Genomic DNA, 26072 nt, shown 5'->3' on the forward strand with positions numbered 1-26072 from the left:
AAAACCCCCGGGGCCACGGGAAAATAGGACGAATAACACCTACTTTCCCGGAGACCCCACACCATGAACCACGACCCCATCGTGATCGTATCGGCCGCGCGCACCCCCATGGGCGGCTTTCAAGGCAGCATGTCCGGCTTTACAGCCGCTGAGCTGGGTGCACATGCCATTCAGCAAGTCGTACTGCGCGCCGGCCACCCTACCCTGTCTGAAAAAGTCGATGAAGTCATCATGGGTTGCGTGTTGCCCGCAGGCCAGGGGCAAGCGCCTGCACGCCAGGCTGCACTGACTGCCGGGCTTCCCTTGAGCAGCGCCTGCACCACCATCAACAAAATGTGCGGTTCCGGCATGAAAGCCATCATGATGGCGCATGACAGCCTGCTGGCGGGCAGTACCAACGTGGCTGTGGCCGGCGGCATGGAAAGCATGAGCAATGCCCCCTACCTGCTGCCCAAGGCACGGGGCGGCATGCGCATGGGCCATGGACAGGTGATGGACCACATGTTCCTGGACGGCCTTGAAGATGCGTATGAAAAAGGTCGCCTGATGGGCACCTTCGCCGAAGAATGCGCCGACCAATACAGTTTCACCCGGCAGGCCCAGGACGAATTCGCTATTCGTTCGCTGGCACGCGCCAAACAGGCCACGGAAGACGGCAGCTTTCAATGGGAAATTGCCCCGATAGAAGTGCCCAATCGCAAAGGCGTGGAACTTGTCAGCACCGATGAGCAACCCCTGAAAGCAGACCCTGCCAAGATACCCACGTTGAAGCCGGCGTTTCGTAGAGAGGGGGGAACGGTTACTGCAGCCAACAGTTCATCCATTTCCGACGGAGCAGCGGCCGTGGTACTGATGAAACAAAGCCAAGCAGAGAAGTTGGGCTTGACCCCATTGGCGCGCATACTGGGACACAGCACCCACGCACAAAAGCCCAGCCTGTTTACCACGGCACCAGTTGGTGCGTTACAACGGCTGTTTGAAAAAACAGGGCTGAACGCAGCCTCCGTGGATCTGTTTGAAATCAACGAAGCCTTTGCCGTGGTCACCATGGCGGCCATGGCCGACCTTCATTTGCCAGCGGACAAAGTCAACATTCATGGGGGTGCCTGCGCACTGGGCCACCCAATTGGTGCCAGTGGTGCGCGCATTGTGTGCACGCTGATTGGCGCGTTGAAAAAAACAGGTGGAAAAACTGGCGTGGCTGCCTTGTGTATTGGTGGTGGCGAAGCCACGGCCCTGGCGATTGAATTGATCTAAAAAAACGAGAGACGCTACATGGAAAGTGTTGTTTACTTTTTGCTGGCCGCCGCCCTGGCTGTGCCCTTGTTCAAGAAATTGGGCCTGGGTGCAATTCTGGGCTACCTGGTAGCCGGCGTGGTCATCGGCCCTGAAATCCTGGGGCTGATCGACGACCCTGAAAAGGTACTTCATTTTTCTGAAATTGGCGTCATCCTGTTGCTGTTCGTCATCGGTCTGGAGCTGGAGCCTGCGAAACTGTGGGCCATGCGGGCGCAGGTGTTGCTGCTGGGCTCAGGCCAGTTGTTGATCACGGCAGGCATCATTTATGGCGTGCTGGCCTACCTGTTTGAAATGAACAGCAATGCCGCCTTGGTTATCGCCCTGGCATTGGGCCTTTCGTCCACTGCCTTTGCCATTCAGTTGATGGCGGACAAGGGTATTTTGGGTAATGAAGACGGCCGGCGCGGCTTTTCCATTCTGCTGTTTCAAGACCTGGCCGTGGTACCCATCCTGTTCGTGGTCCAGGCCATGGCACCCGTCGAGCCGGACACCGACCCCAACCAATGGTGGTTGGCACCGGTAGCTGTGTTGGGCCTGATCGTTTTTGCGCGCTTTCTGATCAACCCAGCCTTGAATTTCCTGTCTCGCTATGGTGGCCGCGAAATCATGACTGTGGTCACCCTGCTGATTGTATTGGGCTCGGCCGTGGTGATGGAACATGCGAATTTGTCCATGGGCCTGGGTGCTTTCATGGCGGGCATGATGTTGGCCAATTCTTCGTTTCGTCACCAGCTTGAGGCAGACGTTGAACCATTCAAGGGCTTGAGCCTCGGCCTGTTTTTCATATCAATCGGCATGACCCTTGATTTCGCCTTGCTGGTAGATTCACCACTGACGGTGATGTTCGGTACGCTCGGCCTGATGGCGCTCAAGGCAGTGGTCATCATTGGCCTGGTGATGTTGGCGGGGGTGCCCTTTCCACGCGGCTTGATGCTGGGCTTGATGCTGTGCCAAGGCGGCGAATTCGGTTTCGTGATCATGGCACAAGCCATGGAATTGAAGCTGCTCGGCGAAGGCACGTCGGGCATGGTGAACCTGATGATTGGCATTTCAATGGCACTGACAGCCCCTGCAGTGCTGTGGTTTGACAAATTCACCGACAAGCAGATTGCAAAAGCGCCTCAAAACCTGCAGAAGTTTGACGCACAGGAATCGGAAGCGCTGATATTGGGTTTTGGTCGATTCGGACAGGTTACCGGCCGTATTCTGGCGGCCAATCAAATTCACTTCACTGCACTGGACAAGAATGCAGACCACATTGAGTTTGTAAAGAAATTCGGCAACAAGGTGTATTACGGCGACGCTTCCCGCAGCGAAGTGCTTGAAGCCGCTGGCATTTCAAAAGTACGCACTGTGATTGTGGCCATTGACGATGCCACCATGACGCAAAGCATCGTCGAGTTTATTGTTCATCACTACCCAAAAATCACGGTCATTGCCCGCGCCCACAACCGGAATGATTATTTGGCCTTGAAAGCAGCCGGTGCACATTCGGTGGTTCGAGAGGTGTTTGCTGGCGCACTGGAAGCAGCAACCGAAGCCCTTCACGCCTTGGGTTACAGCGACGGCCAAGCCATGCAAAAAGCGGAAGCGTTCAAATTGCACGATGAAGGTTTGTTGAAAAAGCAGGCCAAGGTATTGGGTGACAGCGAAAAGGTCATCGAAATTGGTCGACAGGGCCGCGAAGAACTGGAAGCGATTTTCCAGCAAGACAAACAGGTAACAAGCAGAAGCTGACATGGAATTTATACAATTTTTCAAGGATCTTGAACCCGCTGTTGAACAGGTCTTTACTTTTCTGGAAGGCCGCCTGGGCAAATTGATCCTGTCTGTGACTTTGCTCATGCTGGCTACGCTGGTGAACCGGTTCATGCACTGGCGGCTGTTGAAGGAAACGCGGGCAGTACAGCCACAAACAGGAAATTTCCGCGCAACCTGGGTACGCCGCAAGAACATTGTCTGGGTCACCGCCCTGCTGCTGGTACTGGCTTTGTGGTCAGGACAAATCACAGGGTTTCTGATTTCACTGGCTGCAATTGGCGGTGCCTTGCTGATTGTCAGCAAGGAATTCATTTTGTGCCTGTGGGGTGCCCTGATCATTTCGCTGAACAAAAGCCTGCGAATTGGCAGCACCATCGAAGTGGGCCAGTTCACAGGGCAGCTGGTGAATACCGGGTTTGTTACTTTCGAGCTGGCTGAAATCGGCCCCTCGAAAAAGCAGACAGGCAGGCTGTTGTCATTGCCAAACAGCCTTGTTTTTACACAGGCCATGAAGAACCTTTCGGTGTATGGCTCTTATGGCATTCACTTGATTGATTTCAATTTTGACAAGTTTGTGAAAATACAAACCGCAGAAACCCTGGCATTGCGCCTGGCCAATGAAGCTGGCAAACACTGGATCGAAGAAGCGGAAAGACATTTCACAGCCGTGGAACGCGACAACTTTGTTGATTTGCCCAAGGCCAGGCCCGAAGTGTTCTGGGCTAGCGTGGACGAAAAATGCCTTCGCATGACCTTGCGGTTTGCCTGCCCATTGAGCAAACGCGGCCATCTTGAGAAATCAATCGTCAAGCGATTCTGGGTGGAGTATGTCGAACTGGTGCCACATGTGCCGGCGGGCGCAAGCAATCAGCAAGTGGCAGATTCGACGATTTCCTGAATGCGTCTTGTTCGGTCGCTGTCCTGCGACAAATCGAAAGGGCTTTTCAGGCCCAGAAATCTGTGGCAGTTGACAGCGGGTGAAATCAAGTACCCTTGTATGTAATCCACACCCAGCTCTTTGACTTCACGCAGGGTGTGCAAATCCTCGACCCACTCGGCCACGCATTTGCAACCCAGGTCGTGCGCCAAGCCTACAATGGCGGCGGTTACTGCGTGGCTTTCTGTGCTGTGACAAATGTTCTTGATGATTGAACCATCAATCTTGATGACATCGGCATGCAGGTCAATGGCATACCGGAAGTTGCTGTAACCTGCACCAAAATCATCAAGGGCAATTCGCACACCCAGGGTTCGAACCTGTTCAATGAATTGCTGAACCGCCTGCAGATTAATGACAGAACCCACCTCGGTGATTTCAAGACACAACTTGGCGGCCTGGGGCTGATGGGCCCGAATCAAGGCCAGGGTATCCTGCAGAAAAATTTCATCATTCAACGACCCTGGCGACACGTTGATGCTGAGAACACTCAACTTCTGGAGCTGATCCGCATATTCAGTTAAAAAACTCAGACTTTGGGTTAGCACCCAATTGTCCAAAAATGCGGTGTGACCGTCCCTTTCGCACGCCTCGAGTAAAAACCCGGCTGAGTTCAATGAACCATCCTTGGCTTGTATCCGCAACAGCGCCTCGGCGTAAAGCGGCCCATCCACGGTGTCTAAGGGAAAAATCGGTTGCCAGGCGAGCGTCAGGCCCTCGGGCAATTTCTGGTCACGCAAACCGCGAATTGTTCGGGATTGCTCCAGCAGCTTTCGGGTCTGTTGCTGCTCGAACACCACTTTTTCCAAACTGACATTGCGCTTGGCCTTGGAACCAGACTCCTGCATGGACACTTCCACTGTATCCATCACGTCCAGCACATTGTCCACCATGCCCTGCACTACAATGGTGGCCAGCACTGACACCTGGATACTTCGGCCCTCAAGAAGAAACGGAGCAGCCGAAAGACGCTCCAGAAACAGGGTGAAAGTTTCCTCCGCGGCCAAGGTTTCATTCTGGTTAACCAACACCACAAACTGGTCCACATGCAAACGGGCCACCTCCCCTTGTGTATTCATGTAACGGTACAGTTCGGTGAAAAATGACTTCAACAATTGGTCAGACACTGTCACGCCGTAGGCGCCAATTAGTTTGGTGAACTGCTTGATTTCAAGGCAGAAGAAAGTGAAGCTGGCTGTCCGCTTTTGCAAGATCGTGTGGATACAGTTCTGCAAACCGCGACGATTCAGTGCGCCAGTTAGCTCGTCGTGCGTGGCCTGATATTGCAAGGCCAGTTCGCGGTCCTTGCGTATGGTGAAGTCGCTCACCACCCCCACCAACTGATGCTGGTCGCGGCTGACCACCAGTTCGAACCAGCGTGTTTGCCCCTCCCCGACCACCACCGGCAATTCACGCCGTGACGAGCGGCCTGGCTGCTCCAGAAGATTGAACAAGGCATTCAGATGCTGAGGCTGGAGAAAATCAAAAGTGGGTTGCCCGGTTCGACTCAGGAAATAATCGGCGAACTGCTTGTTGTAGGTCAACAGTTGGCCACGGTTGGTGCAAGTGAACATGGACGACGGCGCAATATCGAACACGCTTTCCAGGCGCTCGTGTGCCGCTTCGATTTGCTGTGCAGCCGCCTGTTGTTGACGGTGCGCGTTGCGAAGAAACTCCGCGAGCGCCACGGCGGTCATCACACTGGCCAACACAGTCACCGAAGCGCTATTGAAAAATTGAAGCAAAAATGTCTGGTCAAACCACGCGGCCAGTATTTCAGCAACAACCCCGGTTAAGGTCGCGATCATGGCAGCCATGTAATAAATGGCTACCCTGTCACGTCGTTCCAGAAAATATTGCACCACAACCCACACCACCACAAAAGCCCCCAACAAGCTCATGGGCCAAAGCAACTCGAGGAAAGTGCTGTAAGAGGAAAACAGGGCCAGCAAGAGCAAAATGATGCTGGTACCTTGCAAAGCGCGCATCACACCGAGCCATGACTCTCGACGAACATTTTCAAACAGCTGCGACAACATCAAGAGTGTGGACGCAAAATACATGGCCATGGCCATCATGCGGGCATTCGGAAGTATTGCTGAAGTCAGCTGTATTCCAAACAAGTGATGGTCCCACCCCTCTGACAAGGCGACCAGGCGCAAACTGGCAAACAACCAGAAACCATAGCAGATGAACAGGGAACTGCGGGTCATGATGGCAGCCAAAGCGACTAGACCAATCATCAGGTACAACACCCCTTCCAGAAAGCCCTGGCGCCGTTCAAAGTCCAAGGTACTTTCGGTGAAACTTGAGCCAGTTTGCAAACCCATTTCAAGACTGGCCGGGCCGATGAAACTGAACTGGCACAACACTCCCAAGCTGTCTACCTTGCCATTGAGATCCGCCGAGATCAAGCGACCCTGATTCGATTTCAAGATCAGCTGAATAAGGTTGTCTTGCTCATCATGTCGCCAGCAACTGGATTGCACCAGGTGACGAGAACGAAAGTACATTTGATTGTTGTTGAACAACACGCTGCTGGAAAGCTTGGCATACACCCAGTAGGGTTCTTCGTTCAGATGGGTCCGCAATATGCTCTGTGGCGAAACCACCTGAAGTTTGTCGATGATTTCAAAAAGTGAGGCCTTGACTTCATCACGTGCAAGAACGGAAAAACGCACGGGCAGGTCCTCGCTGGTCTGGTGATCGACAACAGACAGATTCACAAAGGACACGAGGAGGAAACAGACCAGCAGCACACCGGAAAAAAAAGGGATCCACGGTGCATCCTGAAAGTTTTGCAAAAATCTGAAGAGTTTTGCAGGGGCAACAACTGCATACATGTTTTTTATCCGTGAGAACGCAAGAGACCCCGGGTCTCATGCAATAAGGTACGCGCTTGCAGATTGCTCAACAAATCAGGATGGGAGGTCGATATGTACAGTGCATGCAGAGGGTTGGCGTTCATGAGCCAGCGTGCCTCAATGTCAGAAACATCAAACCAGAAAATACGGTGGGGAATCATCCCGATGTGGGCCATCGGGATAAATTCGATGGAAGGCAGAACATCCTCCAGATCGAACCGGCGATACTGGCGGTCCACGGGATGCCGGACACACAGAAAAGCACGATCAACAAGATTCGATCGGCAATACCAGTAAGCAGCCTTGATCAACATGAGGCGCAGGGCCAAACCATTGGACCTCGCCGGAATTGCCAATCGTGAAATTTCGGCGATTCTTCCTTCACGGAGGGCTGGTGGCAAACCAAATGAATGCTCGAGAGCCAAGGGACGATGCCGGGAAATCTGGATGCGGACGGTGCCAATGCAACTGCCATCCAGTTTGGCATAGGCGATTAGCACCGCAAACTCATCGCATCTGTCGTCGTCATCGGGTTCACCCAACTTTTCACCAAGCTGCGGCAGGTGTCTACCATAAGCGAGTTGACGCGCTTTGGCAGCCAGTTCAAATTCGTGATCGGTTTCCGCTTTCGCGATCCAGAAGGGAAGTAAATGAGTCGTGGATTCGGCAAGCAAATTGATTGCTGAAGGGGTGGACATGTGGCTCTCCGGGTAATGGACTCACCTTAAATATTTCACATCCAGTTTGCGTCCCCCCGATCGGGTTAAAGTTCCGGTCACATGTATCACTCGATCGGAATAGACAAAGTCACAATTCCGAATACCCATACAAGGTTTATCGAGTGTGAGAGAATCAGACAAAACAAAGGCAAACAGGGAGACAACAAGCCATGAAAAAAAGAGAATTTGATTTGATCGTGTTTGGCGCCACCAGTTTTGTGGGCCAAATTCTTGTCCAGTATTTGTGGAAGAGACACGGCCTGGAGGGAGAGGTCAAATGGGCTATTGCCGGTCGGGACGCCAGCAAATTGGCCACACTGAAAAACCGGCTGGGTGAAAAGGCACGTACTTTGCCCACACTGCTGGCCAATGCATCTAACGAAACAGAATTGCAGACGCTTTGTGCGCAGACCAGGGTTGTGGTGTCCACCGTGGGACCTTACGCGCTGTATGGTTCACCCTTGGTCAAGGTGTGTGCAGAAACCGGCACAGACTATTGCGACCTGACCGGTGAAGTACAGTGGATTGCCAGAATGATCGAGCAACACGAAGAAACAGCGCGCAAAACTGGTGCACGGATTGTGCACTGCTGTGGATTCGACTCTATTCCTTCCGATCTCGGTGTTTATTTCCTTCAGAAGGCGGCGAATTCAAGATTCGGCGAACCATGCCAACAAATACGCATGCGGGTTCGCAAATTGAAAGGCGAATTTTCTGGCGGTACAGTGGCCAGCATGATCAATGTGACTCGTGAAGTTGCTGCTGACCCAGCTTTGGCCAAAAAGCTGGCGAACCCGTATCTGATTTCACCCAACCGTTTGCCCGCAAGGCAACCAAACGTCAGTTTCGCTGAATTTGATCCGGTTGCAAAAAGCTGGCTTGCCCCGTTTGTGATGGCGGGTATCAATACCCGCGTGGTTCACCGCAGCAATGCCTTGCAGGGCTATGGTTATGGCAAGGAATTCAAATACGACGAGGCGATGATGACCGGCAGCGGTTTGAAAGGTCGATTGACAGCAATGGGCCTGGCCAGCGGCATGGCTGGATTTTTGGTGGGTGCCGCCTTGCCGCCTACTCGCTGGGTATTGGAAAAGTTTGTTGTCCCAAAACCTGGTGAAGGGCCCAGTGAGACTTCACAACAGCGCGGATCTTACGACCTCAGGTTTTATGGCAAGACCAGCAAGGAGAACACCTTGTCTGCAAAAGTGACTGGGGACATGGACCCAGGCTATGGATCCACCGGAAAAATGTTGGGTGAAGCCGCTGTTTGCCTGGCCAAAGATGTGGGTGACAAAGCAGGTGGTTTCTGGACACCCGCTTCGCTGATGGGAGAACCACTCCTTACCCGTTTGCAACAGCATGCTGGCTTGAAGTTCGAATTGCTCTCGGATTAACCCGAGCCAGCTGCCCGATGAATCATTCGCAACGCACCCCACCATTGTGAGGTGCATTGTTGAAAATCTCTTGTAATGATAATAACTATCATTTACGATAAGTTCTCATTTGAATTATTCGGGAGTTCATCATGTTGCAGCAGAACTGCGCCACCCAACTTGGCCAATGGCTGGCTGGAAACGAAAACGGATCGGTGTACTACTGCCAGACCACCAACGTGGTTTCTTTGTCATTGCACTACATGACCTTGCGGTTTGAAGCCCTTGCATTTCGGGACTTGCTGGGCATGATGGGTTTTGCGCAGGCGGAAATTCAGAGAATCGACCAGGCCCTGAATCGCCCTGCCCTAAGCACGCAGGACCGCAATTGCCAAGGCGGCGCTTTGCACTAAGTCTGGGGGGTTAACAATGAAAGCGGCGGCGTGCCTGAACAAATCCGTGGATGCCTTGCTGTCAGAAAACAATGCCTTGTGCAGGCAATTGGCTTCGCTTCAAGCACGGGCCAGTGAGCTGATTCAAAAAAGATCTGCCGAAGTTGAGCAACTCAACACGGTGGTGGAGTTTTTGAATGTTGAACTGCACCATAGGGATGCCATGATTCTGTTTTTGCAGACCAAGCTGCAGGAGTTCCGAAAAATGACTGAACTGCCTGCAGGTGGCCGAGCTGACAATCAATTGGTCTGCAAGTAACCAAATTCAAAGTTGTGCGTGTCATCATCAACACGCACCGTCACGGTAATGTTCTGCGCGCTGCTGGCTGACAGTTTTTTGGCAATCACGACCTGGCCCTGGGTTTGTTCACCGGGACGAACAACCTTCGGCTTCAGGCTGAATTGTTGAATGCGCTCAAAGTCGGCGAAAGCCTGCTGCACATCCACCCGGTCGTTGAAATCGGTTCTGAACATCAAACCACCGTGGCTACCCTTGAAAAAGGGTTGGTGATAAAACGGGCTGTAGAAGATGGGCACACGCATGCCATAGTAAGCCAAGCGGTTTTGAACATCCTGAATCTGGGCTTCATAACTGACCACTGTGGCCGGTTCGCCATTAAAAGTCACCGTGACATTTTCGGTTGAAAACTCGACCGGAAACTTGCCCTTGTTGACAAAGGTGACGTTAAAGCGTGGGTTGTCAAATTGGCGCTGTGAATTGTAGGCAGACCCCACCTGCACCAAGTGCTTTTTGGTCGAACTTAAAGACTCAAAACCCTGATTCTGAACAGGAACCTGACTTTCAGCAATCACGGGACGAACACTGTACATTGACGCGCAGGCACTTAACAACAACGCTGATCCAATCACAAAAACCGAAGACACACTGACTAATTTCATTTTGAACCACCTTTGATACAGCTTAAAGACGTTTGCATTTTATCGGTATTTTGTAGACAACAACAGATGTCCTTGGTTCCTGTGACAAACAGCTGATTGGACTGCTTATTGGATGACTTTTTGACTCGCCGTTAAAGCTGGCCCAGCAACAGGCCTGCCCCTGCCATGGAAAGCGCAGCACCCATGAGCCTTTGCGCCAATGAGGCCAATTGGCCAGCCGGTGCTGACCGCGTGAAGCTAGCGACCAAACCGACTACCAGCATGACCCCACCCAACACCGCCAACGACATCAGCGAGTGGTAAACACTGGTGACGTGGTGGATGAATGCGTCAGCCAGGTCGGAATGTTCATGATGACCGGGGTGCGCCAACACTGTGGACACGCAAAACACGGATAGAAAGAGACTGAACAAGGTATTTTTGAGCTTCATGGTTTGAATCCTGTAAGTTGATTTTTTTAAACAACTGCTACAGCTGGTGGCAAGGTTTTGACCTGCAACATGCCCTCTTTCACGATGAAGGCAATGATATCGTCCAGGCCCTTGGCCACCTTGAGGTTGGAGAATATGAAAGGCTTGGTGCCACGCATCCTGGTGGCATCGCGGTCCATGACCTCAAGCGATGCACCCACCATGGGTGCCAGGTCAATCTTGTTGATGACCAGCAAATCCGATTTCGTAATGCCGGGCCCGCCTTTGCGCGGAATCTTGTCGCCTGCGGACACATCAATCACGTACAGGGTCAAATCGCTGAGTTCGGGGCTAAAGGTTGCGCTCAAATTGTCGCCACCGCTTTCAACAAACACCACATCCAGCGGGCCATGGCGCTCAATCAGTTCATCCACGGCAGCCAGGTTCATGGAAGCGTCTTCGCGAATGGCCGTGTGGGGGCAGCCGCCTGTTTCCACACCGATAATGCGGTCGGCTGAAAGGGCCTTGTTTTCAGTCAGGAACTTGGCATCCTCCTTGGTGTAAATGTCATTGGTGACCACAGCGATGTCGTAATGGTCGCGCATGGCATAGCACAGTGATTTCAGCAAGGCAGTTTTGCCGGAACCCACTGGGCCGCCAATGCCAACGCGCAAGGTTTGTTTGGTCTGTGTCATGGTGTTTTCCTCAGGATCGAAACAGTCGGGAGTATTGGGTTTCATGCAGTGCGCTGGCCATGGCCAGACCGGGCAGGCAACTGCCCAGTTGCTCGTCATGCACGGTGGTCGACAGGTCCACGGCTTCAGGCACAGTGGTCTGCAAGCGGGCCACCAGGGTTTGTGCCTGGGTTTGGCCCAGGGGTACCAGCTTGGTGGCAGCCGCCACCTGATTTTCAAGCCAGGCCCAGGCAAAACCCAAACAGGCTGCAGGGGTGGAAATTTTCCATTCGCTGCAGGCCACTGCAAACAGGGTGACAAAACTGACGGGCTCGGGCTTCGTGAATACGGGCGCCACGCCGAGGGTGGGCAACAAGCGTTTCAAGGCCTCGCCCATGGCCAAGTCGGTCATTCGTAATTCACGGGTTTCACGGCAGGCAATCAGGTAATCATTCCACTGTTGAAGCTGTGCAATGTCGTTCTGCTTCAAGGCTGCCATGCAGCGGGCCAGCAGCGGCAAATCCACGCGCCCCAGGTTGAACAGCAACTGGCATTCAATCCAGTCGTGAACCTGGTCGGTGGATTTCACCCAGCCTGCATCAATGGCGTATTCCATGCCCTGTGAAAACGAGTACGCGCCCACCGGCAAACTGACGCTGCACAGGTGCATGAGCTTCACCAGTTCCATCGGGTTCAATTCGAGAGGCTTAGTGGTCATGCGCGTCATCATGGTGGTGACCATGGTCGTGATCGTGGTGGTGGTGATGCGCAGCCGCCTTGGCGTACGCCCCACTTTCCGGCACAAAAACCGCTTGCTGCAGGTGTACGGTCAGGCCCAATTGGGCCAGCATGTCGCCCAGCACGTGGTCGGGTTTAATTCGCAGCCACAGTTCACCCACCTGCACTTTCACATGGCGGTTGCCCAGGTGGTAACAGGCACGGGCAAAGGTTGGCCAGTCTGTGCACTGCGCCATCATGACGTCTTCAACAGCGCCTTCAATGCGCACAATCTGCCCGCACTGGCTTTTCAAATACTCCCCCACTTTCAGCGGCTTGCCGCGTTCCAGGAACAGGCGCACTTCCATGCCTTCCGTGCTGTGCAAGCGAAGGCGGCCACGTTCGCGCTGTTCATGGCTTAACACCACCGTGGCATTCACCTTGGCATGGCAATGGGTGCCCAATCGTTCATAAATGTCCAGCATGGGTTGCTCCTTAAAACAGGCTGTAGAGTTGGGCCAGGGGCAATACCTTGGCGGGTTCACAGGTCAGCAATTCGCCATCGGCACGCACCTCGTAGGTTTGCGGATCAACAGTGACAAAGGGTAACCAGTTGTTGTGCACCATGTCGTGCTTGCTGATGTTGCGGGTGTTCTTGCAGGCCACCAAGGTGCGGTGTATTCCCAGACTTTCAGCCAGCTTGTTGTTGATGGCTGCTTGCGAGGTGAAGGTGACCGATGTTTTTGCAGCAGCCAAGCCTTGCGCGCCAAACATGGGGCGGTAGTGCACCGGCTGGGGAGTGGGAATGGATGCATTGGGATCGCCCATGGGGGCAGCGGCAATCATGCCGCCCTTGATGATCATGGCAGGCTTGACTGCAAAAAAAGCAGGCTTCCACAACACCAGGTCGGCCAGCTTGCCGGGCTCGATTGAACCGACTTCATGTGAAATGCCATGCGTGATGGCCGGGTTGATGGTGTACTTGGCAATGTAGCGTTTGGCGCGGAAATTGTCCGCTCCAAGTGCCAGGTCCTCGGCCAGCAAACCAAACTGTTCTTTCATTTTGTGGGCAGTTTGCCAGGTGCGCGTGATCACTTCGCCCACGCGGCCCATGGCCTGCGAATCGGAAGAAATCATGGAGAACGCGCCACGGTCGTGGAAAATGTCTTCGGCCGCAATGGTTTCCTTGCGAATGCGCGAATCGGCAAAGGCGACATCCTCCGGAATGTTGGAATCCAGGTGGTGGCACACCATCAACATGTCGAGGTGTTCATCCACGGTATTCACTGTGTAAGGCCGTGTGGGGTTGGTGGATGAAGGCAACACATTCGGAAGGCTGCAGGCCTTGATGATGTCGGGCGCATGCCCGCCCCCTGCCCCTTCGGTGTGGTAAGTGTGAATAACCCGGTTTTTGAAAGCAGCCAGTGTGTCGTCCACAAAACCGGATTCGTTCAGGGTGTCGGTGTGAATGGCAATTTGCACATCGTACTTTTCGGCAACACTCAGGCAAGTGTCAATCGAGGCGGGTGTGGTGCCCCAGTCTTCATGCAGTTTCAAGCCGCAGGCACCGGCTTCCAGTTGTTCTTCCAGGGCCTGTGGCAGGCTGGCATTGCCCTTGCCCAGAAAGCCCAGGTTCATGGGCATGCAGTCGGTGGCCTGCATCATTTTTGCAAGGTACCAGGGGCCGGGTGTGCAGGTGGTGGCATTGGTTCCAGTGGCAGGTCCCGTGCCGCCACCAATCATGGTGGTGACACCACTCATCAAGGCTTCTTCAATTTGTTGTGGGCAAATGAAGTGAATGTGTGCGTCGATTCCGCCGGCTGTCAGAATGCAGCCCTCACCGGCAATCACTTCCGTACCCGGGCCAATCACAATGTCCACGCCGTTTTGAACATCCGGGTTGCCAGCCTTGCCCACCTTGAAGATGCGGCCGCTCTTGATGCCCACGTCGCCTTTCACAATGCCCCAGTGGTCCAGCACCAGTGCATTGGTAATGACCAGATCGACAGAGTCTGCGCACGACACCTGGCTTTGCCCCATGCCGTCACGAATCACTTTGCCACCGCCAAATTTCACTTCCTCACCGTACACGGTGAAGTCTTTTTCCACCTGTATCCACAGTGCCGTGTCGCCCAGGCGAACGCGGTCGCCGGTGGTGGGGCCAAACATTTGCGCATAGGCTGTGCGGTCAATTGTTGTCATCAAGTGCTCCCATGACTTCTCCGCGGAAACCGTAAACATGGCGTCGGCCTGCATAGGCCACCAGTTGCACCTCGCGGCCTTGGCCGGGCTCAAAGCGTATTGCAGTGCCCGATGCAATGTTCAGCCGAAAACCACGGGCTTGGCTGCGGTCAAACCGTAAGGCCGGGTTGACTTCGAAAAAATGGTAATGCGAGCCCACCTGCACCGGGCGGTCGCCCGTGTTCTCCACCCGCAGGCTGCGTGTTTCCAGCCCCACGTTCAATTCAATGGCACCGCCGGCCACCTGTATTTCGCCTGGAATCATCTCGGGCCTCAATCAAACAATAGGATGGTGAACAGTGACCAGCTTGGTCCCGTCCGGGAATGTGGCTTCAACCTGCACTTCCTGAATCAGGTCTGCCACACCGGGCATGACACGGTCGGTGGTCAGCAAGGTGCGTCCATAGCCCATCAGTTCAGCCACAGTTTTTCCGTCGCGGGCACCTTCAATGATTTCCATGGTGATGTAGGCCACCGCCTCCGGGTAATTCAAGCGCAGACCCCGATTCAGGCGGCGTTCGGCCAGCAGTGCGGCTGTGAATATCATCAACTTGTCTTTTTCGCGGGGTAACAATTCCATCGCAGTCCTCTGTTTTTTTGTGTGGTATCAGGTTCGCCAAATTCTGGGTTCGCAGGCAGGCCGGTTCAGCAAGGCCGGGCGCAGGTGCTGCCAGCAACGCGTGAACAACTGCCGGGCCCGGTTGCTGCAGTGGCCCAGGTAGCGCAACACCACAAACTGCCCCACCACGGTGCTGGCGGCCAAATCGCCTTCACAGGTGCTGCTGCACAGGGCCTGCAATGCCGCTTCCAGTTCTTCGCCGGGTGCAGTGTTAAAAAGGGCAATGTCAAAAGGCCCGGCAATCATCAGGCCGGCCACCGGCTTGCTTTGAAAACCAGCCATGGCGGCGTGGGTGTCGCGGCTTTGCCTATCCAGCAGCATGCGTTCACGCAGCGCCAGGCGGCCTTGAATGTTCACTTGCATGGTTTGCTGCAAGCTGCCGGAACTGAATGGCTGTGCTGACGCAGGCAAACCCAGTGAAATCACATCCCAGGCAATGCACTTTGCACCTGCCTGCAAGCTGATGTGAGTATTCAAACTGGCCTGCGCATCGGGGTACACAATGGTTTCAAGCGGCAGCCATTCCACAGAAGCCTGTTCAGCCACCTCAATGTGATTGTGCAAGTGCTGCAGGCTTCGGTCAGCGCGAGCCCGATACACACGGCCGGCACCCGGTGTGGTCACCAGCACATGGCTTTGGGGTGCAGCAGAAACCGACACCTCCAGGTGATCGCCTGACACCATGCCCCCAGGCGGATGCAGCAGATAGGCATGCGCCACATCCCGGCCTTCCGGGTAAAAAGCCTTTTGCAAATACAAGGGCCCGGTGTGGGTGCAATGCCGCAGCACGGTACCGCGCGCGCCAAGCTCGAAACCCAGCCGCAGGCAGGCATGCCAGGTAGAAGGCAGTAGGCGAAGGTCCAGTGGATGATTCAAAGCGTGGCCACCTAAACCGCCAGGTGCTGGGCAATCAACTTGTCGCTGAGTTTGTCCATGGTATCGCTGGCTACAACGCGCCCTTTTTCCATCAAGCGGAATTCCTTGCCCACGCGGCGTGCAAAGCCCAGCTTCTGTTCCACCAGGATGACGGTCATGCCCTCTTCCTCATTCAGCTTCAGGATGACGTCACCAATCTGCTTCACGATGTTGGGCTGTATGCCTTCATTGGGTTCATCCAGGATCAACACCTTGGGGTCCAGCACCAAGGCGCGCCCAATCGCAAGCTGCTGTTGCTGCCCACCGGACAAATCTCCACCGCGGCGGTGAAGCATGTCGGCCAGCACGGGGAACAATTCAAAAATTTTGTCAGGAATTTGTGTGGCCTTGTCTTTGCGAACAGGCAGGCCCAGGCGAAGATTTTCCTCCACGGTCAGCATGGGAAAAATTTCACGGCCCTGCGGCACATAGCCAATACCCAGGTAAGGTCGCTTCTCGGCGGCCTGTGAATTCAGCACCGTTTCTTTCAGGCGAATTTCACCTGTTGCCACGGGCAGCAAACCCATGATGCATTTCAGCAAGGTGGTTTTGCCCACGCCATTGCGGCCCATGATGCAGGTGCAGGAGCCTTCCTGAATGTCCATGTTCAGGTCCCACAAAATCTGGGTTCCACCGTATTTCTGATTCACCGCGTTCATGTGGATCATGCCGGTTCTCCCAAATACACTTCAATCACGTCCTTGTTGTTTTGAACCTGTTCCATCGTGCCCTCGGCCAGCACACTGCCCTGGTGCAGCACGGTGACTGTGCGTGCAATGCTTCGCACAAACTCCATGTCGTGTTCCACCACGATCACGGTGTGGTCACCGGCCAGGCCATTGAGCAACTCGGCTGTGCGTTCGGTTTCCTGTGCGGTCATGCCGGCCACTGGCTCGTCGATCAGCAACACCTGCGGGTCGGAAACCAGCAACATGCCGATTTCCAGCCACTGCTTCTGGCCATGCGACAAGGCACCTGCCAGCATGTGGGCCTGTGATGCAAGGTTGATCGTGTGAAGTACGGAGTCGATCCGGTCTTGCTGCGCCGGTGTCAGTTTGGCGAACAGGGAATACCAGATTCCCTTGTTGTCCTTCAGTGACATTTCAAGGTTGTCCAGCACGCTGTGCGCTTCAAACACGGTGGGTTTCTGAAATTTGCGGCCAATTCCCAGCCGTGCAATTTCAGGTTCGCTGCGCTCAAGCAAATTCACGTTCTGGCCAAAATACACATTGCCCACATCCGGTTTTGTTTTGCCAGTGATCACGTCCATCAAGGTGGTTTTGCCTGCGCCATTGGCACCAATCAGGCAGCGCAGTTCCCCCGGCTTGATGTACAGGTTCAGGTCGTTCAAGGCCTTGAAGCCGTCGAAGGTGACGCTTAGCCCTTCCACGTACAGAATCAGGTCGTGCGAAATGTCGATTTCTTCCTGCTCGGGCGCCCTGGGGAAAAACCGGGCCTGGTGCAATACTTTGTCGCGCAAGGTGTTCAAGGCATTCATGCATGTTTCTCCTGCGGCAACGAATCGTTTGAACCTGACTTCTGACTGTCCTGATATTTGTCGAGCAACTGGTTGAACACACCGGCCAAGCCTTTGGGCAGGTACAGGGTGACCAGTACAAACAAGGCACCGAGCGCAAACAGCCAGGCGTCGGGCATGATGGCGGTGAAGCGGGTTTTTGCATAGTTGACCAGCAAGGCTCCGGCGACGGCACCGTACAAGGTGCCGCGCCCGCCCACCGCAACCCAGATCACCACTTCAATCGAGTTGAGAGGAGAGAACTCACCCGGATTGATAATGCCAACCTGCGGTACGTACAAGGCACCCGCCATTGCTGCAACAAGTGCCGAATAGACAAACAGCCACACCTTGTAGTGGTCGGTGCGGTAGCCCAGAAAACGAACGCGGGGTTCGCCATCGCGTATGGCCACGATGACCTTGCCGTAGCGACTTTTCAAAATCGAATGGCTGCACACATACACCAGCCCAAGCAACAGCGCCGTGACCATGAACAGGCCCACGCGGGTGGTGTCAGCCTGCAAGTCAAAACCCAGCAGGTCTTTGAAATCGGTCAGGCCGTTGTTGCCACCAAAACCCATTTCGTTGCGGAAGAAAGCCAGCATCAAGGCATAGGTCAATGCCTGGGTCATGATGGACAAATACACACCCGTCACCCGTGAACGAAAAGCCAGCCAGCCAAACACAAAGGCCAGCACACCGGGCACCACCAGCGCCATCAACATGGCCACGGGAAACATGTCCATGCCCAGCCAGTACCAAGGCAATTCATTCCAGTCCAGGAACACCATGAAGTCAGGCAAATCGGGGTTGCCGTACACGCCACGTTCGCCGATCTGGCGCATCAGGTACATGCCCATGCCGTAGCCACCGAGTGCAAAGAATGCACCATGCCCCAAACTCAAAATGCCGCAGTAACCCCAGATGACATCCACGGCCAAAGCCAGCATCGCGTAGCTGAGGTACTTGCCCAGCAAGGTGATGGTGTAGGTGCTGACATGGAAAAAGGAATCCACGGGAATCAGCAGATTGGACAAAGCTGCAAACACGGTGAGAACTGCCAACACCACCACGAATGGCAGGACCGAACTGCCCGGTTCGCGCGTTTTTGAAAATAATTGAGTCAGCCAGTTCATTCAGCCGCCCTCCCTTTCTGTGGAAACAGTCCTTTCGGGCGCTTCTGGATAAACAGGATGATGAACACCAGCACGATGATGCTGGCCAGCACAGCGCCAGTGACCGGCTCCAGGAACTTGTTGGCAATGCCCAGTGAAAATGCCGCCACCAGTGTGCCCAGCAGATTGCCCACACCGCCAAACACCACCACCATGAAAGAATCAATGATGTAGTTTTGTCCCAGGTTGGGGCCCACGTTGGTCAGCTGGCTCAAGGCCACGCCGGCAATGCCCGCAATGCCGGAACCCAGGCCGAATGTCATCGCGTCCACCCAGCCGGTGCGAATGCCCATGGATTTCGCCATGTTGCGGTTTTGAGAAACGGCGCGCACATTCAAGCCCAGCGAGGTTTTTTTCAAGATCAGTTGCAGTACAAAAAACACGATCAGCGCGAACACAAAAATGTAAAGACGGTTCAAGGTGATGGACAACTCGGGATTGATTTCAACAGAACCGCTCATCCAGGAGGGCTGTGACACCTGCCTGTTCAGCGGTGAAAAAATCGTTCTGACTGCCTGCTGCAAAATCAGGCTGATGCCGAAAGTTGCCAGCAAGGTTTCCAGGGGGCGGCCGTGCAAAAAGCGGATTACACAGCGTTCAATCAACACACCCACACACCCTGCCACCAAAAAGGCCAGGGGAATTGAAACCCACAGGGAATAATCAATCAGGTTCGGCATGGCCAATTGCACCACGTAGGTGGTGTAGGCACCCAGCATCATCATTTCGCCGTGGGCCATGTTGATCACACCCATCACCCCAAAGGTAATCGCAAGGCCAATTGCAGCCAGCAACAACACGGAACCCAGGCTCAATCCAAAAAACAGTTGGTCCACCACACCGTAGAAATCGGAACGCATTTTCATGCTGCGAAGAGACTCATTGATCGCTGTCAGCAGTGCAGCATCTTCTTCACTTTGCTTCATTTGATCCAACAGGTTGCGCACTTCGGCATATTGGCTTTCGCCCAAGGTACGTACCGCTTCAATTCGAATCAGTGGGTCTGTGGATGCCTGCGCCCTGTTCATCGCCACAGCGGTTTCCATAGCAGCTCGCACATCGGTGTTTCTTTCTTTCAGCAGCGCTTTTTCAATGGTCACCACCGTGTCGGGCGTCAAATCCCCCAGCAGTGAAACTACAGCCTGCTCGCGGGTGGTGGCGCTGGCTGCGGAAATTTGAATGCGTGCAACCGCGCCGCGCAGGTAAGTGCGCAAGCGGTTGTTGACGCGTATCTTGTTCAGGCTCGTGGTCAGCTCATCACCAACCAACTTGTTGCTCAAAGGATTAAGGTAGGTGGTCGCGCCGTCTTTGCGCAGTTCAATCAGAACCAGTCCTGATTCTTCATTGGCATACAGATCACCGCTGATCATGGCGTTGAACACAGGCACAAGTGTTTCGGAACCCGTTTGCTCCAACTGCTCCAAGATGGGCAGTGCTTCAGAAAGACTGGCCTTGGCCAGCTCGGAAAGCAGCGCTTCAACTGACTTGGGTGGTAACTGTTCTGGTGAACCGCTTTGCGCATAGGCTGCGTTCAGCAGCAGGCACCAACAACAAAGGATGTGTATGACAAATTTCACGGGGCTATCCTGAATTCAATTGGACATGAACAACAACCCCGGCCACGCTGGCCAGGGTTGTGTCGCAGGGCTTAGTAGTTCTGCCCGGAACACTTCTTGGTTTTGGTGTTGTAGTTGCCGCAATTGATTGGGGCTGTCCAGTCGGCAATCAGGTCTTTGGAACCTGGCAGGAAATCAGACCAAGCGTCGCCTTCAACCAGGCCCTTGGTTTCTGAAACCACTTCGAACTGGCCGTTGGCCTGAATTTCACCAATCAGCACGGGTTTGCTGAGGTGGTGGTTCTTGCCCATCACTGCAGTGCCGCCAGTCAGGTTCTTGGCTTTCTGGCCAATCATGGCAGCGCTAACCTTGGCCACATCGGTGGTGCCGGCTTTCTGCACGGCCTGGGTCCACATCTTGAAGCCGATGTACGTGGCTTCCATGGGGTCGTTGGTGACGCGCTTGGGACCAGCAAATTTTTTCCATTGCTTGATGAAGGCATCATTCTCAGGACTCTTCACGCTCTGGAAATAATTCCAGGCGGCCAGGTGACCCACCAGTGGCTTGGTGTCAATGCCGGAAAGCTCTTCTTCACCCACGGAGAAGGCCACAACAGGAATGTCGCCCGATGAAATGCCCTGGTTGCCCAGTTCCTTGTAGAAAGGCACGTTGGCGTCGCCGTTGATGGTGGACACCACAGCCGTCTTCTTGCCTGCGCTGCCAAACTTCTTGATGTCGGAAACAATTGACTGCCAATCGGAATGACCAAAGGGCGTGTAGTTGATCATGATGTCTTTTTGCGCAACGCCCTTGGACTTCAGGTATGCCTCAAGAATCTTGTTGGTGGTGCGTGGGTACACATAATCCGTTCCTGCCAGCACCCAGCGTTTCACGCCCAGGTCTTTCATCAGGTAATCAACAGCAGGAATGGCTTGCTGGTTGGGTGCAGCGCCTGTGTAAAACACGTTTTTGGACGACTCTTCGCCTTCGTACTGCACGGGGTAAAACAGCAGGCCATTGAGTTCTTCCACCACGGGCAATACCGATTTACGAGACACAGAAGTCCAGCAACCGAAAATCACATCCACCTTGTTCTTGGTCAACAGTTCGCGTGTTTTTTCTGCAAACAGGGGCCAGTTGGATGCGGGGTCAACCACCACGGCTTCCAGCTTCTTGCCCAGTAAACCGCCCTTCTTGTTTTGCTCCTCCACCATCATCAACACGGTGTCTTTCAGCGTGGTCTCTGAAATGGCCATGGTGCCGGAAAGGGAGTGAAGAACGCCCACCTTGATGGTGTCTGCGGCTTGCGCCAGTGTGGCCACGGTGCTGCTTGCAGCCAAGGCAAGCCCCAAAGCCAGTGTTTTTAATTTCATGAAATTTGCCCTCGAATAGGATGAACGGAGATGACAGTCCTATTCTTGGGCAGCGTGCTGCATTGCGGTATAAGCGAATTGACTTAATCAACTACGTCATTTGACGTAGTCCTTGTCCAGGCAACGCAATGCAATGCCTGCGGCAGCGGTGCGGTTTTCCACGCCCAGCTTGGGAAACACCTGCTCCAGGTGCTTGTTCACGGTACGCGGGCTCATACCCAGAATCTCGGCCACTTCGCGGTTGGTTTTGCCATTGGCAATCCAGTACAGCACTTCCGATTCGCGTTCTGTCAGCCCCAATTCCTGTTTCAATACAGCAGCGTTTTTAACGCGCAGGTTGGCGGGCACTTCATCAACAAGACGAATCAGACATTGGCCATTGGGCTCGCGCCCCAGCATACGCAAACTGATTGGAACCGCCAAACCGTGCAAAGGCAATTGGGCCTGTGCATCGGGGGTTTGGGAAAGCCAGTGTCGCAACTGTGCAGCCAGCTGGCTCTGCTGCCAATCCATGTTGGCTGGGGTGTTGACCTGGGCCTTCGCAAGCAGTGCATGGGCTTGTGGCGTGGCCCAGGTGATTTGCCCCAGCACATTCACGGTCATCAAGTGCTGGCCTGCGTGATCCAGTGCGGCCTGTGCTGTGTTGCTGACCCGCGCATTGCGCAGGTGAACCTTGATACGCGCCAACAACTCGTCAGGTTTCACGGGCTTCACCAAATAATCCACACCCCCTGCTTCCAAACCACGAACAATGTCCTGGGTGTCATTCAAGCCGGTCATGAAAATCACCGGAATGTTACAAAGTAAAGGCTCGGCCTTCATCAACCGGCAGGCCTCAAACCCGTCCAGGGTGGGCATTACGCCATCCATCAACACCACATCCGGTTGAATGCGTTTGGCGACCATCAAAGCCTGCTTTCCGTCCAGCGCCAGCAACACATCCATGCCGGCAGACTCAAGGGTGTCGTTGATCAGTGTGAGTGTGTCAGGTGAATCATCAACCACCAGCACCACATCCCGACGCTGGTTTTCATTCATGGCGTCTCCAGTTGTTCTGCCAGTTTCTGAAACTGGAAATTTTTTGCCTGCTCCTTGAGCAAACTCAAGGCAGGTCCGGGCAAAAGTTGCGCCTGTTCGATTTTCTCAAGCACCTCAGCCACTCCTTTGCGAAAGCCCATTTCTGCACAGGCCTTCAATTCAGAAATCAAGGGGTGCTGCGGAAAACGATACACGACATCCGCCCGCGAAACGGACACTACAGTATTCGCAGGATCGGTATCCGGTCTGCCCGCGTCATAAGTCCATTCAATTTGAAGATGGTGGGCCAGCTTGTCCAGTAATTTCTGGTTGTCCACCGGCTTGACAAGGTAATCCGTGTACAGCTGTTGTTCCTCCGGGGCTCGATGATGTTCCTGCGCATCGGCCGACAGCATAAGGACTGGCGCAGGGTGCTGCCGGCGCTTGAGTTCAGCAGCCAGGCCAAGGCCTTCCATGACAGGCATCGCCACATCGAGAATAAACAGATCCACACGCGCGGATCCAGAGACATGATCGAGTTGAACGAGGCAATCCTTCCCATGACCAGCTTCCAGAATCAGAAAGCCCAAAGGCGTGAGCAAATCAGAAAGAAAACCACGCAACACCGGATCATCATCGACAAGAAAAATGGTCTTCGGCTGTCCTGCATAGCCTGTAATACGCAGTGGTTTGTCAGCAATCGACGCGGGTTGTTGCACCCAGGGCAACATCAGGCTTACAGCAAAGCGGCTGCCTTTCCCCTCGGTGCTTTCCAGTTTCAAGTCACCACCCATGATGTCGGTCAACAGTCGAACGATGGTCAGCCCAAGGCCAGTGCCCGGCATGTGTGCAGTGTGGGTGTTTCGTACACGTTCAAAGGGATGGAAAATTCTCTCCCGGTGTTCGGGCGCAATGCCCACACCCGTGTCTGAAATAATGAACTCGGCCACCTGGTTTCTATAGCGCACTTCAAGCAATACCTTGCCATGCTCGGTATACTTGACCGCGTTGGACAGCAGGTTGATCAGAATTTGCCGCAGGCGCTTTTCATCGGTACTGACACAATCGGGCAGAGTATCCGCCACCCGGCATTCAAACAACACACCCTTCTGTTGCGACTGGAGGTCGAACATCGTGGTCAACTGGCCGATCAGTTCACGAATTCGCACTTCGTCGCGATTCAGCATCAGCCGCCCTGCTTCGATTTTGGAAATATCCAGCAAACCCTCAATCAGGTCAGTCAGGTACTGCCCGCTGCGCTCAATGATGGCCAACCCTTCCTGGTGTTTGGGCGGCGTATCCACTTTGTTCGCCAGCAACTGCGCATAGCCCAGAATGGACTGCAACGGTGTTCGCAACTCGTGACTGATCCCACTGAGGTAACGACTTTTCGCATCGTTGGATCGCTCAGCGAATTCTTTCGCCTGTTGCAATGCGCGGTCTGTTTCCTTGTGTGCCTCAATTTCCCGAACCAGTTTTCGGGTTTGCCGATTCGATTCCGTTTGTGCCACCAACCTGCTTTCGTGTGCCAGAATGAACAGCCACGAGACCACGCCCGACACAATCAGCAAGATAAAGTACATCATGAAAATAGCCTGGGACAACAAGGCTGTTTCAGCCACGCCCACAGGTTTTAACTGCTGGGAAACCAATGACAACACTGCAGCATTGATGAATGCCAGCAATCCCCACAAGCCTGCAAAACGTCCGAACCTGGAATTGACCCGACGAACCCATCGCGGAGACAGGAAAAGGGACAGGAACTCGATCACCTGATCGCTCAACCGGGCTTTGGGTTTGCAACTGTCCAGGCAACGGGAATCCAGCGAACAACACAACGAGCAAATTGGATTGTCATAGGCCGTGCAGTAGGCCATGTCCTCGCGCTCGAATTCGTTTTCACAAATGACGCACTTCAAGGTCAGCCGGCGGTACTGCCCCAAAGAAGAATCTTGATTGCGCACCTTTTCTTCAACAATCGGAATCAACTGGTGCGATTGGCGCGCCAGGTAGTACTTGCTTTTTGTCAGCACCGCCAAAGCAGGTACTGCCAGAAAGCACACACCCAGGGCCACAAAATGCGACAGCGTGGCCAGCACTGGACCAAATACACCCAGGTAGCAAAGCAGGCCGGCAATGGTGGCGAGAACCATTGACCCCACACCAACCGGGTTCACGTCATAAAGGTGGGCGCGCTTGAACTCCAGGAATGAAGGGCTCAACCCCAGTGGTTTGTTGATGAGTAAATCAGCTGCAAGGGAACCGAGCCAGCTTACAGCCACAATCGCAAAAATACTCAGAATGGCCTCAAGTGCCTGGTAAATGCCCAGTTCCATCAGGATCAGTGCAATCAACACATTGAAGACCAGCCACACCACGCGTCCGGGGTGGCTGTGTGTGACCCTGGAGAAAAAATTGGACCACGCAATTGAACCTGCATAGGCGTTGGTGACATTGATCTTCATCTGGCACACGACCACCATGACCCCGGCAAATATCAAGGCGACAGATGGGGACTGGGTGAGATAGGTGAAAACACGCTGGTACATGTAGGTGGGATCACTGGCCTGAACCACACCGGTACCCGCCTGAATGGCCAGGTAGGCGAGGAATGATCCAAGAAGCATTTTCAACAGCCCCATGAACACCCACCCAGGCCCGGCAAGTACCAGCCAGAACCACCACTGGCGTGCATTGTCGCGGGTTTTCTCGGGCATGAATCGCAGGTAATCCGCCTGCTCACCAATCTGCGCCACCAGCGCAAACAACACGGAAGCTGCTGCACCAAACAGCAATACATTGAAACTTTCGCCTTCAGGTAAAGAAGGCGGCGTATATCGGGTCCAGTCCGGCAAGGCCTGAAACTCGGCCACCACCACAACAACAAGTGCAGCAATTTGCAAGGCCAGCCACACTGGCTGAGTGCCCATCTGGAACTTGCTGATGGCTGAAATTCCGTGAGTAACTATCGGCAGCACCGCAACCGCTGCGAGGAAATAACCAATAGGCATCGGTATGCCAAACAAGGCTTGCAACGCAGAAGCAAGAATGGCCGCCTCAATGGCAAAGAAGATGAAGGTAAAGGACGCATAAATCAGCGACGTGATGGTAGAACCCATGTACCCGAACCCGGCGCCCCGGGTGAGCAAATCAATGTCCAGCCCATGCCTTGCGCAATGGTAGGCAATTGGAAAACCGGTGACGAAAAACAGCATGCACACGACCAGCATTGCAGCCACTGCATTCACGAATCCGTAGTTCAGGGTGACCGCTGCGGCAATGCCCTCCAATGCCAAAAACGCCGTCGCACCCAGTGCGGTATGGCCAATGGTGCGAATGGACATGTGCCGCCCCTTGCGGGCGGTGAAGCGCAGTGCGTAATCTTCCAGTGTCTGGTCAGCCACCCACTTGTTGTAGTGGCGGCGAACCTTGAACACCCTTTGGGATGCGGTCATTGCTTGTCAATCAGGCGGTTGGGCGCACTTTTGTCCATGCACCAGGTCGGTGCCGACAGGCGTCAGTCCACCCCAACAAGCAAACGCCATACCAAAGGG

Annotated in this window: 24 protein-coding genes; 6 read left to right on the forward strand and 18 right to left on the reverse strand. The window is 54.2% G+C overall.

Translation table 11 applies throughout. The annotated features are described in order from the left end of the window. Positions 1–63: 63 nt before the first annotated feature. Genes RGQ30_RS08700 through RGQ30_RS08710 form a run of 3 tightly spaced genes read left to right on the forward strand, consistent with a single transcriptional unit; the run spans position 64 to position 3958 of the window. Positions 64–1257 (forward strand): acetyl-CoA C-acetyltransferase, encoded by a 1194-nt coding sequence (locus RGQ30_RS08700; RefSeq protein ID WP_130556289.1) that lies wholly within the window; start codon positions 64–66, stop codon positions 1255–1257. A gap of 18 nt (positions 1258–1275) precedes the next feature. Then, positions 1276–3036: a monovalent cation:proton antiporter-2 (CPA2) family protein gene (locus tag RGQ30_RS08705; RefSeq protein ID WP_130556288.1), complete on the forward strand. Its 1761-nt coding sequence runs from the start codon at positions 1276–1278 to the stop codon at positions 3034–3036. 1 nt (position 3037) lies between these two features. Continuing rightward, positions 3038–3958, forward strand: a complete 921-nt coding sequence (locus tag RGQ30_RS08710) for a mechanosensitive ion channel domain-containing protein (protein ID WP_130556287.1) — start codon at positions 3038–3040, stop codon at positions 3956–3958. On the opposite strand, the gene RGQ30_RS08715 is transcribed toward RGQ30_RS08710, so the two are convergent. Next, positions 3928–6723, reverse strand: coding sequence for an EAL domain-containing protein (locus tag RGQ30_RS08715; RefSeq protein ID WP_338284343.1), 2796 nt, complete (start codon positions 6721–6723; stop codon positions 3928–3930). The two genes, RGQ30_RS08710 and RGQ30_RS08715, sit on opposite strands and share 31 nt — an antisense overlap. A 122-nt stretch (positions 6724–6845) precedes the next feature. Continuing rightward, complete coding sequence (locus tag RGQ30_RS08720; RefSeq protein WP_130556285.1) at positions 6846–7559, reverse strand: N-acyl amino acid synthase FeeM domain-containing protein; 714 nt, start codon at positions 7557–7559, stop codon at positions 6846–6848. A gap of 191 nt (positions 7560–7750) precedes the next feature. Between RGQ30_RS08720 and RGQ30_RS08725 the strand changes: the two genes are divergently transcribed. The 3 genes from RGQ30_RS08725 (at position 7751) to RGQ30_RS08735 (ending at position 9664) form a co-directional block, all read left to right on the forward strand. Further along, positions 7751–8974: a saccharopine dehydrogenase family protein gene (locus RGQ30_RS08725; RefSeq protein WP_130556284.1), complete on the forward strand. Its 1224-nt coding sequence runs from the start codon at positions 7751–7753 to the stop codon at positions 8972–8974. A gap of 131 nt (positions 8975–9105) precedes the next feature. Next, the gene (locus RGQ30_RS08730; RefSeq protein WP_130556283.1) at positions 9106–9366 is read left to right on the forward strand and encodes a hypothetical protein; all 261 of its coding nucleotides are present in this window, start codon (positions 9106–9108) and stop codon (positions 9364–9366) included. A 16-nt stretch (positions 9367–9382) separates the two neighbouring features. Further along, the gene (locus RGQ30_RS08735) at positions 9383–9664 is read left to right on the forward strand and encodes a hypothetical protein (RefSeq protein ID WP_130556282.1); all 282 of its coding nucleotides are present in this window, start codon (positions 9383–9385) and stop codon (positions 9662–9664) included. Here the strand turns inward: RGQ30_RS08735 and RGQ30_RS08740 are convergent. The 16 genes from RGQ30_RS08740 to RGQ30_RS08815 form a co-directional block, all read right to left on the reverse strand. Beyond that, positions 9646–10305, reverse strand: coding sequence for a hypothetical protein (locus RGQ30_RS08740; protein WP_130556281.1), 660 nt, complete (start codon positions 10303–10305; stop codon positions 9646–9648). The two genes, RGQ30_RS08735 and RGQ30_RS08740, sit on opposite strands and share 19 nt — an antisense overlap. A 131-nt stretch (positions 10306–10436) precedes the next feature. Beyond that, a complete protein-coding gene (locus RGQ30_RS08745) occupies positions 10437–10736 on the reverse strand; it encodes a hypothetical protein (protein ID WP_130556280.1) in 300 nt (99 codons plus the stop codon). A 26-nt stretch (positions 10737–10762) separates the two neighbouring features. Continuing rightward, on the reverse strand, positions 10763–11410 hold the full coding sequence (gene ureG, locus RGQ30_RS08750) for an urease accessory protein UreG (RefSeq protein ID WP_130556279.1): 648 nt from the start codon (positions 11408–11410) through the stop codon (positions 10763–10765). 10 nt (positions 11411–11420) lie between these two features. Beyond that, positions 11421–12131 carry an urease accessory protein UreF gene (locus tag RGQ30_RS08755; RefSeq protein WP_338284344.1) on the reverse strand — a complete coding sequence of 237 codons (711 nt, stop codon included), beginning with the start codon at positions 12129–12131 and terminating at the stop codon, positions 11421–11423. Next, entirely contained in the window at positions 12097–12591 is a 495-nt protein-coding gene (gene ureE / locus RGQ30_RS08760; RefSeq protein WP_130556278.1) for an urease accessory protein UreE, read from the reverse strand. Before ureE ends, RGQ30_RS08755 begins: the two co-directional genes overlap by 35 nt. Before the next feature lie 10 nt (positions 12592–12601). Beyond that, on the reverse strand, positions 12602–14308 hold the full coding sequence (ureC, locus tag RGQ30_RS08765) for an urease subunit alpha (RefSeq protein ID WP_130556277.1): 1707 nt from the start codon (positions 14306–14308) through the stop codon (positions 12602–12604). Next, entirely contained in the window at positions 14295–14612 is a 318-nt protein-coding gene (locus tag RGQ30_RS08770; RefSeq protein ID WP_130556276.1) for an urease subunit beta, read from the reverse strand. The genes ureC and RGQ30_RS08770 overlap by 14 nt, the downstream gene beginning before the upstream one ends. 12 nt (positions 14613–14624) lie before the next feature. Further along, entirely contained in the window at positions 14625–14927 is a 303-nt protein-coding gene (locus tag RGQ30_RS08775) for an urease subunit gamma (protein ID WP_130556275.1), read from the reverse strand. A gap of 27 nt (positions 14928–14954) precedes the next feature. Next, a complete protein-coding gene (locus tag RGQ30_RS08780) occupies positions 14955–15842 on the reverse strand; it encodes an urease accessory protein UreD (RefSeq protein ID WP_130556274.1) in 888 nt (295 codons plus the stop codon). 11 nt (positions 15843–15853) lie between these two features. Further along, on the reverse strand, positions 15854–16549 hold the full coding sequence (gene urtE / locus RGQ30_RS08785) for an urea ABC transporter ATP-binding subunit UrtE (RefSeq protein WP_130556273.1): 696 nt from the start codon (positions 16547–16549) through the stop codon (positions 15854–15856). After that, positions 16546–17379 carry an urea ABC transporter ATP-binding protein UrtD gene (urtD, locus tag RGQ30_RS08790; protein ID WP_130556272.1) on the reverse strand — a complete coding sequence of 278 codons (834 nt, stop codon included), beginning with the start codon at positions 17377–17379 and terminating at the stop codon, positions 16546–16548. Before urtD ends, urtE begins: the two co-directional genes overlap by 4 nt. Next, positions 17376–18533 (reverse strand): urea ABC transporter permease subunit UrtC, encoded by a 1158-nt coding sequence (urtC, locus tag RGQ30_RS08795; RefSeq protein ID WP_130556271.1) that lies wholly within the window; start codon positions 18531–18533, stop codon positions 17376–17378. Before urtC ends, urtD begins: the two co-directional genes overlap by 4 nt. Continuing rightward, on the reverse strand, positions 18530–20149 hold the full coding sequence (urtB, locus tag RGQ30_RS08800; protein ID WP_338284345.1) for an urea ABC transporter permease subunit UrtB: 1620 nt from the start codon (positions 20147–20149) through the stop codon (positions 18530–18532). The genes urtC and urtB overlap by 4 nt, the downstream gene beginning before the upstream one ends. Before the next feature lie 71 nt (positions 20150–20220). Next, positions 20221–21501 carry an urea ABC transporter substrate-binding protein gene (gene urtA, locus RGQ30_RS08805; protein WP_130556270.1) on the reverse strand — a complete coding sequence of 427 codons (1281 nt, stop codon included), beginning with the start codon at positions 21499–21501 and terminating at the stop codon, positions 20221–20223. 96 nt (positions 21502–21597) lie between these two features. Next, complete coding sequence (locus tag RGQ30_RS08810) at positions 21598–22539, reverse strand: response regulator transcription factor (RefSeq protein WP_130556269.1); 942 nt, start codon at positions 22537–22539, stop codon at positions 21598–21600. After that, a complete protein-coding gene (locus RGQ30_RS08815; protein WP_130556268.1) occupies positions 22536–25973 on the reverse strand; it encodes a hybrid sensor histidine kinase/response regulator in 3438 nt (1145 codons plus the stop codon). Before RGQ30_RS08815 ends, RGQ30_RS08810 begins: the two co-directional genes overlap by 4 nt. Between the last annotated feature and the right edge of the window lie 99 nt (positions 25974–26072).

The sequence above is a fragment of the Limnobacter thiooxidans genome (assembly GCF_036323495.1).
In the GTDB taxonomy this organism is placed as follows: Bacteria; Pseudomonadota; Gammaproteobacteria; order Burkholderiales; family Burkholderiaceae_B; genus Limnobacter; species Limnobacter thiooxidans.